Origin of the sequence: Halocella sp. SP3-1 (assembly GCF_003953885.1) — a bacterium.
GTDB lineage: Bacteria > Bacillota > Halanaerobiia > Halanaerobiales > DTU029 > Iocasia > Iocasia fonsfrigidae.
In genome coordinates, this window is the sequence record NZ_CP032760.1 from 2669883 (window position 1) to 2682834 (window position 12952).

15 protein-coding genes are annotated in these 12952 nt (G+C 33.6%); 2 read left to right on the plus strand and 13 right to left on the minus strand.

The annotated features are described in order from the left end of the window. Nucleotides 1-194 precede the first annotated feature (194 nt). On the plus strand, nucleotides 195-821 hold the full coding sequence (gene lexA, locus D7D81_RS12795) for a transcriptional repressor LexA (protein WP_125990490.1): 627 nt from the start codon (nucleotides 195-197) through the stop codon (nucleotides 819-821). A gap of 66 nt (nucleotides 822-887) precedes the next feature. Here lexA and D7D81_RS12800 read toward each other — a convergent pair whose 3' ends face one another. The 4 genes from D7D81_RS12800 to D7D81_RS12815 form a co-directional block, all read right to left on the minus strand. After that, nucleotides 888-1718 (minus strand): ABC transporter permease, encoded by an 831-nt coding sequence (locus D7D81_RS12800; protein WP_125990491.1) that lies wholly within the window; start codon nucleotides 1716-1718, stop codon nucleotides 888-890. Further along, a complete protein-coding gene (locus D7D81_RS12805) occupies nucleotides 1711-2475 on the minus strand; it encodes an ABC transporter ATP-binding protein (RefSeq protein WP_125990492.1) in 765 nt (254 codons plus the stop codon). The genes D7D81_RS12800 and D7D81_RS12805 overlap by 8 nt, the downstream gene beginning before the upstream one ends. A 28-nt stretch (nucleotides 2476-2503) precedes the next feature. Further along, the gene (locus tag D7D81_RS12810) at nucleotides 2504-3508 is read right to left on the minus strand and encodes an ABC transporter substrate-binding protein (RefSeq protein ID WP_286169677.1); all 1005 of its coding nucleotides are present in this window, start codon (nucleotides 3506-3508) and stop codon (nucleotides 2504-2506) included. 267 nt (nucleotides 3509-3775) lie between these two features. Beyond that, the gene (locus D7D81_RS12815) at nucleotides 3776-4552 is read right to left on the minus strand and encodes a histidinol-phosphatase HisJ family protein (RefSeq protein WP_125990493.1); all 777 of its coding nucleotides are present in this window, start codon (nucleotides 4550-4552) and stop codon (nucleotides 3776-3778) included. Nucleotides 4553-4855: 303 nt separating this feature from the next. Here D7D81_RS12815 and serA point away from each other — a divergent pair, with 303 nt between their 5' ends. Then, nucleotides 4856-6442, plus strand: a complete 1587-nt coding sequence (serA, locus tag D7D81_RS12820; protein WP_125990494.1) for a phosphoglycerate dehydrogenase — start codon at nucleotides 4856-4858, stop codon at nucleotides 6440-6442. Between the two features lie 65 nt (nucleotides 6443-6507). Here serA and D7D81_RS12825 read toward each other — a convergent pair whose 3' ends face one another. From D7D81_RS12825 to miaA, 9 genes are all read right to left on the minus strand, one after another. Then, nucleotides 6508-7086, minus strand: coding sequence for a tetratricopeptide repeat protein (locus D7D81_RS12825; protein ID WP_125990495.1), 579 nt, complete (start codon nucleotides 7084-7086; stop codon nucleotides 6508-6510). Nucleotides 7087-7163: 77 nt separating this feature from the next. Continuing rightward, complete coding sequence (locus D7D81_RS12830; protein WP_125990496.1) at nucleotides 7164-8330, minus strand: LL-diaminopimelate aminotransferase; 1167 nt, start codon at nucleotides 8328-8330, stop codon at nucleotides 7164-7166. Nucleotides 8331-8343: 13 nt separating this feature from the next. After that, nucleotides 8344-9195, minus strand: coding sequence for a diaminopimelate epimerase (gene dapF, locus D7D81_RS12835; protein ID WP_125990497.1), 852 nt, complete (start codon nucleotides 9193-9195; stop codon nucleotides 8344-8346). 16 nt (nucleotides 9196-9211) lie between these two features. Continuing rightward, nucleotides 9212-9442, minus strand: coding sequence for an RNA chaperone Hfq (gene hfq, locus D7D81_RS12840; RefSeq protein ID WP_125990498.1), 231 nt, complete (start codon nucleotides 9440-9442; stop codon nucleotides 9212-9214). Nucleotides 9443-9539: 97 nt separating this feature from the next. Beyond that, on the minus strand, nucleotides 9540-9710 hold the full coding sequence (locus D7D81_RS19585) for a hypothetical protein (protein ID WP_164522251.1): 171 nt from the start codon (nucleotides 9708-9710) through the stop codon (nucleotides 9540-9542). Continuing rightward, entirely contained in the window at nucleotides 9707-10285 is a 579-nt protein-coding gene (locus tag D7D81_RS12845) for a hypothetical protein (RefSeq protein WP_125990499.1), read from the minus strand. The genes D7D81_RS19585 and D7D81_RS12845 overlap by 4 nt, the downstream gene beginning before the upstream one ends. Then, nucleotides 10278-10883: a GTPase domain-containing protein gene (locus tag D7D81_RS12850; RefSeq protein ID WP_125990500.1), complete on the minus strand. Its 606-nt coding sequence runs from the start codon at nucleotides 10881-10883 to the stop codon at nucleotides 10278-10280. Before D7D81_RS12850 ends, D7D81_RS12845 begins: the two co-directional genes overlap by 8 nt. Beyond that, entirely contained in the window at nucleotides 10876-11886 is a 1011-nt protein-coding gene (locus tag D7D81_RS12855; RefSeq protein WP_125990501.1) for an AAA family ATPase, read from the minus strand. Before D7D81_RS12855 ends, D7D81_RS12850 begins: the two co-directional genes overlap by 8 nt. 102 nt (nucleotides 11887-11988) lie before the next feature. Further along, nucleotides 11989-12942, minus strand: a complete 954-nt coding sequence (gene miaA / locus D7D81_RS12860) for a tRNA (adenosine(37)-N6)-dimethylallyltransferase MiaA (RefSeq protein ID WP_125990502.1) — start codon at nucleotides 12940-12942, stop codon at nucleotides 11989-11991. Nucleotides 12943-12952 lie beyond the last annotated feature (10 nt).

A 12952-nucleotide genomic window follows, 5' to 3' on the forward strand; every position in this document is an offset into this window, starting at 1 on the left:
ACTAAACAAATGTTCCTTTATATTCATATTATAACAGAACATTTGTTTTTTTGTCAAGGGTGTGCCGGATTTTTCTTGAACGACTGTTTGCTATTTCTTGCCCTCTATGCTATAATACTATATAGAAAATATAAATAGCTTATTTTTTTATACTTTATAATTGTTTTAATGATAATCAAGGAGGTAAACATTCTATGGAGGAATTAACAAACAGGCAGAAATCTATCCTTTCCTTTATTCAGGAGGAAATTCAAAATAAGGGTTATCCCCCTTCTGTTCGGGAGATTGGAGATGCAGTTGGTTTAAAATCACCCGCCTCAGTTCACAGTCACCTTAAAACTCTTGAAAAATATGATTACATAAGGAGGGATCCCTCTAAACCGCGAGCAATTGAGGTCCTTTATAATAAGGATGGTATTGAAAATGTGAATAAAGAAATGATTGATATACCATTAGTAGGTACAGTTACTGCAGGGGCCCCAATACTGGCTGAAGAAAATATTGAAGACTTTTTCCCTGTACCAGTACAGTTTCTAAGCAGTTCTGCTAAAGACCTTTTTATGTTAGAGATAAGTGGAGAAAGTATGATTGAAGCAGGCATCTATGATGGTGATTATGTTATTGCTCAACGTCAGAACTATGCCAATAATAAAGATATTATCATTGCTTTACTTGAAGAAGGTGCTACTGTCAAACGTTTTTTTAAAGAAAAAAATTATATACGTTTACAACCTGAAAACAAGACAATGGAACCAATTATAGTTCCAGATGTATACATACTTGGTAAAGTAATAGGCCTTTACCGCAGGTTTGTAAGTTAATAAAATAAAAACAACCCTGGAACCACTTAATTTCCAGGGTTGTTTTTATTTTACATTACTTATAATTTACCTCCATTTAATAATTGCCTTCTCTAAGATAAAAATAAGGTAATACATTAAACCAGCAATAATACTTAAGATAATAATACTCAGCATTACCATATGTAAATTAAACACCTGACCTCCATAAACTATCAAATATCCCAAACCAGCTTGCGAGACCAGGAATTCCCCAACTATTGTACCTACCAGAGATAATCCAGTACTGACCTTGATTGTAGAAAAAATGGTTGGTATACTGGCCGGCAAAACCACTTTCAATAAGACTTGTTTCTTAGATGCCCCAAGTGTTTTCAATAGTTTAATCTTATTACCCTCTACTTCATGAAAACCATTTATAAGCATTATTATTGTAATTACAATAGACACCAGAAGTGCCATCATAATAATTGAAGTAGAATCATTTCCTAACCAGACTATTATTACTGGACCTAGAGCTACTTTAGGGATACTATTTAAGATAACTAAATAGGGTTCAAAGAGATTATATAAGAATTCTGACCACCAGAGTATTACTGCAGTGATTAGACCCAGAATAGTCCCTGATAAAAAACCAATAAAAACCTCTATCAAGGTTACTTTTATATGCAAAAACATTTTTCCATTCTGACACATATTAATAAACAGAGTCAATATTTTAGCAGGCCGGCTCATCAGAAAGGTATTAATTAATTCATAATGGGCCAATAATTCCCAGCTTATAAAAAAAATTAATAGAATTGATATCTGAAGTAAACGAATAACAAATCTTTTTTTACGGAGATTAAAAAGATAATCTCCATGGGCTTCGGTTTTAGCCTTAATGGCAAATATTTTATATAGTATTTTTTTAAACATAAATGTCTAACTCCTTCCAGATATTATTAAAATATTCCTGGAATTTTTTTACATTTCTCTTTTGAATTGGAGTTAATTTGCTGTCAAATTCTATATTAATCTCTTTTTTTATGACTGCAGGTCTATTAGATAATATAACAACACGATCACCTAATGAAATAGCTTCTGCAATATCATGAGTTACCAATATTACAGTCTTCTTATTATCTTTTAGGATACTGGCCATCTCTTCTTCCATAGTAAGTTTTGTTTGATAGTCAAGTGATGAAAACGGTTCATCAAGTAATAAAATATCTGGTTCCGGGGCAAGTGTTCTTGCCAGGGCTACCCTCTGTCTCATCCCACCTGATAATTCAGCTGGATAATGTCTAGCAAAATCCTCCAAACCATAAGTTTTCAGTAAATTCATTATCATATCATCTGTGTTTTTATTAACCATATTTTTTATCTCCAATCCTAGACTAACATTGGCAAAGACAGTACGCCATTCAAACAAATAGTCTTCCTGTAACATATAGCCAACGAGGGGGCATATATCCTTAACTTCACCTTGATTAATATAAACACTACCATTATCAGGAGGAATTAAACCACTAATAATTGATAATAATGTAGTTTTCCCACAACCACTTGGCCCAACAATACTGATGAATTCATTTTCTTTTATTGCAAGATTAATTTCTTTTATTGCCAGGGTTTCTCCTTTTATAGAGAGATATTTTTTGGTAATACCATCAAGTCTAATTATATAATCCAAGATAAATCCCCCCTGTTTTTATTTTGTTTTATTTTATAGTTTCTATAGCTTTTCTGGCAAATTCAGTATTAACCACCATCTTATAATCTACCTTTTCAGCTAATTCTCCGGCCATAATTATAATCTCTTCATAGTGTTCAAAGATTTCTTTTTCTATTAGTGGATTATTACTCCAGCTACCCTGTTCCTGGTAGCGTTGAATTACCCTGATTAATATATCTAAAGAAGTTTCTTCAAAATAGGATCCAATTAGTTCAGCAATTTCTTCAGGATTATGTTTCAAAACCCATAATTGAGCCCTATAGATTGCATTAGTAAATCTTTGAATTATCTCTGGATTATCTTTAAGAAAACTGGCTTTAGCCATATATACAGTATAAGGGACATTTCCACCGGCCTTACCAAAAGATGCTACCACATAGCCCTGTCCTGCGGCTTCAAGGGTAGAAGCTGCTGGTTCAAATAACTGTACAAAATCTCCCCTCCCACTTAGAAAAGCCCCTGCATTAGCAGTAAAATCAAGATTAGTAATTATTTCAACATCTTCACCAGGGATAATCCCCCTTTCCTTCAGAGAGTATTCTAAGACCATTTGTGGTGCTCCACCAGGCCTGTTGCCAATAATCTTTTTGTTGATTACATCTTCCCATTTAAAATCAGGCATAGGTTCTCTAGCTACAAGAAATGAACCTGCTGTACTGGTTAGCTGGGCAAAATTAACAATAAAATCTTTGGCACCCTGTTCAAAGACATAGATGGAAGGTTCTGGACCAATTAGGGCAATATCACCACTACCTGCCATAAGTGAAGCAGCGGCCTTATCACCACCCCAGGCAGTAAACAACTCAATATCTAACCCCTCATCCTGAAAAAATCCCTTCTCCATTGCTATATATTGTGGTGCATAAAAGATTGAATGAACAACTTCAATAAGTCTAACAAGTTTAAGATCATTTTCTGCAGATAATACTTGACAATGAAAAACAGACAGTAACAATAAAACAAGAAAAAAAACAGAAATTTTCTTTATCACATAGATACCCCCTTTATTTATCTGTCAAGAATATTCTATGTAATAAAAGCCAGATATGTGAAAAAAGACCTGTTACAACAGGTCTTTTAAGAAGAATATTTTTTGAGATTATGGATAACTCTAAAGGCCGACAAATATATTTACTTTCCTTGCCGCGCACTGTGGCGTCCTGCCTCTGCTTGCTGTCGAGAAATTGTCTTCCGGTGTCCTACCTCCAGACAATTTCTAGAGTCGTCCAGTAAATATATTTGTCTGAGTTAAGGTATCCTAGTATGGAACAGAATAACTTTCACCGTTTTTAAAAATTGTTATTTCTTTATAACCAATTTTCTGGGCTAAACTGGCTGCTCTTTTTATACCCTCACCTACTCTACCCGGGGAGTGGGCATCTGAACCAATTGTTATTGGTATTTTTAATTCATAAGCTCTTTTGAGAATATCTGTTGAAGGATAAAATTCATTTACTGGTTTATTACAACCATTGGTATTAATTTCAATAACAGTTCTGTTTTCCTTGATAGCCTGCAGAACCGGTTCAACAATCTCCAGGAGATTTAAATCTACTGGACGGTTATTAAATATCTTTATTAAATCCATATGTCCTATAATCTCAAACAATCCTGAAGAAACTGCCTTTTCTACCAGGTCAAAATAAGCAATATATAGTTCATCAATATCCCATTCTTTATACTCACTAACATATGCTGGATGGTCTATTTCCCAGTTTCCTACCCTATGTACAGAACCGATCGAATAGTCTAAGGGAAACCTGTTTTTTACCTGCTTAATCCATTCTTCATTATTTATTTTATAATCAAATTCTATACCAAGCCTTATTTTATCTGGATATTCAGCAGATAAATCCTCTAATATATCCCAGGAGATAGCATCAATATAATCATCATGGTCGGTAAAGCCTAACTGGGCAATACCCTTTTCTTGGGCCATTAATAAAAATTCCTTTAAATATTTATAAGAGTATTTATCTCTGATTTCCTGTTCCCCATGTCCATAAGGATGTGTATGATAATCTACTAAAAACATTTTTCAACCCCTTTATTCATTTATATACAGAGTATACCATATTAAAATCTAGAGTTAAACAAAAATTATCTCTAGGTTCTCAGCTTGAAATACCTTGCATTAAAATATTCTGAATAATAACACTCTACTTGCATTTAGTAACATATTTTTATATAATTATAAAATAAAGTAGTGAACAGGAAGGAGCTGTCTAATGGAGTAAACTGAATTTAATACTCTTTCTTCAAATATTAAGTAAATAATTTAATTTATTTGAAAGTTTTTTCTTATTTTCCAAGTAAAAATTAAGGAGTTGAATAGTTAATGTTTAAGGTTTTAGTTAGTGACTATATCTCTGAAGCAGGCATTGAAATACTCGAAAAAGAAGCTGAAGTATATTTTAATCATCAATTATCTAGAGAAGAATTTCTGGATATAGTAGGTGATTATGATGGAATTATTATCAGGAGTTTCACCAGATTGGATAAAGAAGCACTTAACAAAGCTGAAAAACTAAAAGTAATCGGCAGGGCTGGTACAGGTTATGATAATATTGATCTTGAAGAAGCTAGCAAAAAGGGTGTAGTTGTTTTTAATACACCTACTGGTAATACAATTTCAGCTGCAGAACATACTATTGCTTTATTACTATCACTATCAAGAAATATCCCTCAGGCCAATAATGCTTTACATAATGGTATCTGGGATAGAAAAAAATATAATGGAACAGAAGTCAGGGATAAAACCCTGGGTATTATAGGCCTTGGTAGGATTGGGAGTTATGTCGCTCAGTTTGCTCAGGGACTCGGTATGAAGGTAATAGCCAATGACCCCTACCTAGCACCTGAAAAAGCAGAAAACCTAAATGTACCTTTATTAGATTTTGAGGAAGTATTACAAAAATCTGATTATATATCACTCCATACTCCCCTTACTGATGAAACCTTCCATATTTTAAGTCATAAGGAATTTGCTACAATGCAGGATGATGTCAGAGTATTAAATGTAGCACGCGGGAAAAATCTTGATACAGAAGCACTTGTTGCTGCACTGAAATCTGGCAAGGTCGCCGGCGCTGGCATTGATGTATTTGAAGAGGAACCAATTGATGAAAATCATCCTTATTTTAAATATAGTGATAAGGTAGTTGTTACCTGCCATCTTGGCGGTACTACTACAGAAGCAATGGACAATGTTTCTATTGCAGCTGCTGAACAGGTCTTATCTGTACTTAAAAACGGTGGATTACCAGAATCACCGTTAAATATCTTTGCTATTAATTCCAAAGATATGAATAAAGCTAAACCATATCTAAAGTTAATTAATAAATTAGGTAATTTTCTGGCCCACTGGAAGGGACATGAAAGGATTAAAAATATTGAAGTCGAATATGGTGGTGAAATAACTGAACAGCAATTAAAGCCTTTTACAACTTCTCTGCTTAAAGATATCCTTGACCCTATCCTGGACCACAGAGTTAATCTGGTTAATGCCTATCTAGTAGCAAAGGAAAGGAATATTTCTGTAAAAGAAAGTTATATTGATAAACCAGATGGTTTAAATAATATAATCAAGATTAAAATTACTACTGCTCAAGATGAATATAGTATTGCTGGAACATCTCTTTCTATCGGACATAGGGTTATAGAGATTAATGGGTTCAGGGTTGACCTTAATCTAAATGGAAAATTCCTGGTTGCAAATTATCAGGATAGACCAGGTATTATTGGTAAGGTAGGTACTATTTTAGGTGATAAAAATATCAATATCGCCAGCATGCAGGTCGGCCGCAAAAAAGAACAAGGGCAAGCAATTATGTTAATCCAAACAGATACCAAACCAAGTGATGAAATAATGTCCCAGATCAAAGATGAACTCAACTTAAATGAATTAACCTTCCTTGAAATATAAAATTTAATTTAATTCTAAATTCTAAAAAAGCTGTCTCATTTAAAATATGAGACAGCTTTTTTTAATCAATCATCCCTTAATAGTTTCTTCACAAGACTACCAGCCCTGTTCGCCTGGAAAAAAGCCTTGATATAATGACCGGTATCATAATATATAACCGCCAAAATTAGTCGTGAATGCTCATTCTCTTTCACTTCCAGGGCTTTTTCACAGGTTTCAATAGCAAGTTCATTATTATCAATTTCCTTATATACCAGAGCAAGATAATTCCGTATCCAGATATTATCTGGTTCAAGCTCAATAATACGTTTAAAATAATCTATTGAAATAGTATATTCTTTGTTAATCGAAGCACCGAAGGCAGCATAATTTAATGATAATATATCCTCACTCTGTAGAGTAATCCCCTCTAAATAAGGAGAAACCACCTGATTAAATTCATCTATTGAAACAGTATCCTCTATCTCTTCAAAGGTATCTAAGGCCTCTTCAATCATCCCCAGATTTGCTAAGGCAATACTATAGCGAAATTTGGCCATGATATTATCAGGTTCTTTCTCTACCAATTGCAGACTATCTTCTTTGAGTCTATTCCAGTCTACTTTTTCTACTGCATAGATTTTGTTAATAGGCAAAGTTATCATAAAACAAAATAATAGAAGAAAAATAGTTTTTTTAATTAATGCCACCCCCTGATGCTACAACTAAACTGTGCTTAATATTAAAATTCTATCTTGCTGTCTTTAAGTCTCTGTAAAGCCTCTTTTATCCTTTCTTCTTTGACAGTTAAAGCAATTCTTACATAGCCTTCTCCATATTCACCATATCCATTACCAGGTGTAAAGAATATTCCGGTGTTTTCAAAGACATATGTAGAAAAATCGGCAGCACTATATCCCTGAGGGACTTTTGCCCAGATATAAAAACTGGCCTTATTGGCTTTTATTTTCCAACCCAGGTCATTTAAACCCTTAGTCAGCAGATCACGCCTTCTGGTATATATTTCATTCATCCTGGCAATATTCTCTTTAGAATTTTTCAAGGCCTCTATTCCAGCATACTGTACTGCTTCAAAAATCCCAGAGTCGATATTGGTTTTAATCCTTCCCAGGGCTTCTATTACATCTTCATTACCAACTGCCCAGCCGACCCTCCAACCAGTCATATTAAAAGGCTTGGAAAGAGAGTTAAATTCAATACCTACTTCTTTAGCACCTTCAAACTGAATAAAACTGGGTGGATTATAACCAGCCAGTCCTATTTCACTATAGGCGGCGTCATGGGCAATAATAATATCATGTTGACGGGCAAATTCTATTATTTTTTTATAAAATTCTTCACTGGCCACTGCCCCAGTAGGGTTGTTAGGGTAATTTATATAAAGTAATTTTGCCTTATCAGCAGTCTCTTTACTAATCTTATCAAGGTCTGGTAAAAAATCATTTTCCTCCAACAGTGGCATCATAACCGGTTCTCCACCAGCCAACAAAACAGCTGTTTTATATACTGGATACCCAGGGTCAGGAACCAGAGCTAGGTCACCAGGATTGATATAACAGAAAGGCAAGTGTGCTATACCTTCCTTTGAACCAATTAATGAAACAACCTCTTTATCAGGATCAAGGTCAACTTCATAATTATCTTGATACCAGTCAGCTACTGCTTTTCTATAATCATATAAACCCTCATATGAAGGATAACTATGTGTTGATGGGTCTTTAACACTCTCTATCATTTTATTAACAATATTATCTGGTGTTGGCAGATCTGGATCACCAATACCAAAACTGATTACATCTTTACCTTTACTCTTAGCCTTAGCAATCATTTTATCAATTTCTGCAAACAAATATGGTGGTAAATTTCTTATCCTATCTGAATTTTCCATTATAATTTCCCTCCTATAATTCTATTTCTCCTTCAAATACTGTTTCAGCTGGTCCTGTCATATAAACATCACTACCCTGATTTGACCACTCAATTACTAGGTCTCCACCTGGTAAATGAACCAGGACTTCATTATCAAGATAAGCATTTTTTATACCAGCTACAACCGCAGCAGAGGCACCAGTTCCACAGGCCAGCGTAATTCCAGCACCTCTTTCCCATACCTTCATTATAATCTCAGACCTATTAACTATCTTAATAAACTCCACATTGCTTTTCTCAGGGAAGATTTTATGATTTTCCAGTTTCGGACCCCATATTTCAAGTGGAAATTTATCCAGTTCTTCTTCAAAAATAATAGTATGTGGATTACCCATTGAAACACAATTAATTAATAGCTCCTCCCCATCAACAAGCAGAGGATATTCCTTAATATAATCAGAGGTATTATCAATTTTAACTGGTATTTCCTCTGTTTTAAAATGTGGTCTGCCCATATTAACCCTGACCTGGCTTGTCTTATTATCAATTTTCAGTATTTCAGGTGTAATTATACCAGCCAGGGTTTCGATTTTTAATAGCTTTTCAGCTGTTAAACCATATTGATGGAGGTAATGAGCAAAACAACGGATACCATTACCACACATCTCTGGTTCACTACCATCTGAGTTAAAGATTCTCATCCTGAAATCATACTTATTACTTTCAGGGGGGAGGATTACTATTAACCCATCTCCACCAATCCCAAAATGTCTATCACAAAGTTTAACAGCCAGTTTATTATAATCAATTTGAGCAGATTCAAATCCCTTTACCATCACAAAGTCATTACCTGCACCATGTGCTTTTAAAAATTTGATCTTCATATTTTCGCCAACCTTCTTATTCTACTTTAAATATGTCTTCAATTTCTTCTTGAGGAATAATAGTTGAAATTGCATGCTTATATACCATTTGTGTTTTTTTGTCATTTTTTAATATAATAGTGAAGTTATCAAAACCAGCAACCATACCATTAAGTTGATAGCCATTCATTAGAAAAATGGTAACCCCTATCTTTTTCTTCCTCACAGCATTTAAAATATTATCCTGTAGATTTAGTTGTTGTTTCATAAAACTAATACCTCCTTTACCCCTGTTATATTTACTTTCTACAATTTAATGAAAAATCCTGCTTATAATATTAATTTTTAACTTTTGTTAAATAATATCAATTACTTCTATCACAAATAATGCATTTACCTTCTTCCATACTATTTTCTAATATTACCAGTTCTGCTTCCCTGATACCTAATTCTTTCCCCTGTTTTCTACCATTACGTACCCCAAGATTATAAGCAACTAAAATAGCAGCCAGAAAAAATATAATAAAATATATCATATTAACCTACCTATTTGATATTTTTTTAAAAGCCAGAGACTTAGATAAATAATACAGGAGGCAAGTGAAAAATAAATCATTTTTAGCAAACAGAAATTAAAAACTAAAATAAATAAAATTATAAAGATGATCAATCCATTGAGATGACCAAGTTTATTTATCAAATTATCTTTTTTGATATAAATTTCCTTTTTATAATCCAGGTAATCATCAACAAACTGCAGAATTAAGACTAATATTATTGAGGTAATTACCTCTCTTAAACTTGTAAGATAGATTGCTATGACAATAAGAATTAGTCCCTCCTGCCATCCCCTGAGCCTGGAAGGTAGTTTATCAGCAGCTGTTGAGGACATCCCTAAGAGATAACTTGCTGAAAAATAACTTACTGATTCAGCAAAATTAAGATGAAGGGCAAAAATCATTATAACTAATGAATATGGTAAAATTCCTTTCTTCAGGACAGATGTAAGGTTCCAATCCTCCTGTAAAATATCAATCTCCCGGTCTAAAAAGTCATCCATCATCTTGATCACAAAGCCAATTAAAATTACACCAGCCAACCTTTCAAACATAGCTTAACACCAATTTCTTTACTTCTTTAAAACCAGTCTGATATAATGCTGATATCGGTATAATTATTTTATCCCTTATCTTTTCCCGTAATACTTCCAAATTAGTGTAGGAAGATGATAAATCCATTTTATTAACTAAGACAGCATAATTTTTCTCCAGAGAGGCATAATCCATGATCAATTTATCAACAGGAAAAAGAACCCTGTCAGCTGTAGTTCTTATATTAGTAATATCAATAATATGTAAAACCATTTTACTCTCTCTTAAAAGTCTTATCGTTTTAGCCATAGCTAATCTCACCTCTTCATCTGGATTTATTCCACTGCTCAAACCACAGCTGTCAATGATATTCAACTCTTTAAAAGATTTACCCACAGGTATTTCCATCTTTATTGACTGAATTTCTCTTGTATAATTACTATCTACTGAGATTAATTTTCTTCTGGCTTCAACAGGTGAAAAAGTTGTTATCGAGGTATAACCAGCTGTCTGTCGAACATTAAATTTCAATTCCTTTAAACCCATATATTCTGCAAAATTAATAACAAAACAGGTCTTCCCCACATTAGGCAAACCTGTAACAAGACATTCACTCATGTTTGCCCTCCCCCCAGGCCAGATCTTCTTTTCTAATGTATATTAGCTCCCTACGGTTTATTTTGTTTGCCTTGATTATTCTTAAAGCCTGTTGTCTAATAGATTTCTCCACAAGGTTTCTGACTGTTCTAGCATTACCACTTATTTCTCCTTCATTATTAAGTATCTCTGTCAAAACCCGGTAAATAAAATGTTTGCTTTCTTTATCTAATATATATTCGCGCTGCTTATACATTATTTCTGCAATCTTTACTAATTCATCCACCGAATAATCTGGAAAATCCAGTTGGAGGGCAAACCTGGATTTCAAACCAGGATTTGTATCAAGGAAAAAATCCATTTCATGACAATAACCTGCCAGAATGATAATTAATTCATCTTTATGGTCTTCCATCATCTTAACCATTGTATCAATAGCCTCTTTACCAAAATCCTTTTCACCACCCCTGGCAAGGGAATATGCTTCATCAATAAAAAGTACTCCACCTAAGGCCTTCTGAATTAATTTTTTTGTTTTCTGGGCAGTATGCCCAATATACTCGCCTACTAAATCAGACCTCTCAACTTCCAGTAAATCACCATTTTTAAGAAAACCTACTTCTTTAAATATCCTACCTATTAACCTTGCCATAGTGGTTTTACCAGTGCCTGGGTTACCTTTAAAGATCATATGCATCACAATTGCGTGACTATTAAGTTGATAGCTTTCCCTTAATTTTTGAACCTGCAGAAAGGCCAGATATTCACGAACAAGTTTTTTTACTTCATTTAAGCCTATCAGGGCATCCATTTCATCTAATACTTGCTCAAGCTTATTTTCTTTTACCTCAGTTATCTGTCTGTCTATTTTCTGATATGAGATGTGAGTTTCTATGTTGTTTTTATTATTAAGTTCTTCAGAACTACCCATCAATAATGAAAATGCCCTGGAAATACTTATTTCACCTTTTTTAAAACGGTCAATTATTATATTGTGGTTTAAATTATCTTGAGGATGATACATTTTTATCACCCCATTTTTAAGGATACATCTACATTATATGCATTAATAACAAAATGTGTTAATATGAAATAAAAAAACAATCCGATTATAATTATCGAATTGCTAAAAAAATAATTCGCTCTCATTGATATAATTAATTATCTCCTTTAAAGCCTCTTCAGAATCAAGTAGTGATAGGTTGATCCATTTTATGCTTTTATCCCTTCTAAACCAGGTTAACTGCCTTTTAGCATAGTGTCTGGTATCACGTTTTAATACCCTGACAGCTTCAGCAAGGTCATATTCCCCCTTTAGATAACTAATAATTTCTTTATATCCTAAACCCTGTAGAGCAGTACCACTTATCTTAAAACCATCCTCTAATAATCTTTCCACTTCTTCAATTAAGCCATCTTCTATCATTTTATCAACGCGTTGATTTATCCGCTTATATAATTCACTGCGTTCCCTATGTAGACCGATCTTTAATGATTTATACCTATCAGGTGTTTCAGTCTGTTTTTTCTTAAAATAGCTAGTAGTTTTACCTGTTTCTTCATATACCTCAATTCCCCTGATAACCCTTCTAAGGTCGTTAGGATGTAATTTATCTGCCAGCTCAGGGTCTATCTCTTTTAATTTGTTATGAATATATATATTACCCTTATCCTCAGCTTCTTGAAAGAGTTGACTACGCAATTTTTTATTTATCTTCATCTCCGGAAATAAAAAACCCCGCATAACTGATTTAATATATAGACCTGTTCCACCTACCAGCATTGGTCTTGTTCCCCGTTTAACTATCTCTGGAATTAATTTATCTACCAATGTCTTATAATCAGCAACTGAAAAATCATCATCAGGTTCAATAATATCTATCATATGGTGTCTTACAACTTTTCTGTCCTCATTACTTACTTTAGCAGTACCAATATCCATCCCTCGATAAATCTGCATAGAATCAGCTGATATAATTTCAAATTTCATTCTTCTGGCTATTTTCAGAGAAAGACCTGTCTTACCAACACCTGTAGGGCCAAGTAAAACAAGTAAGGGATACCTCTTACAACTTTCCATCAAATCAACT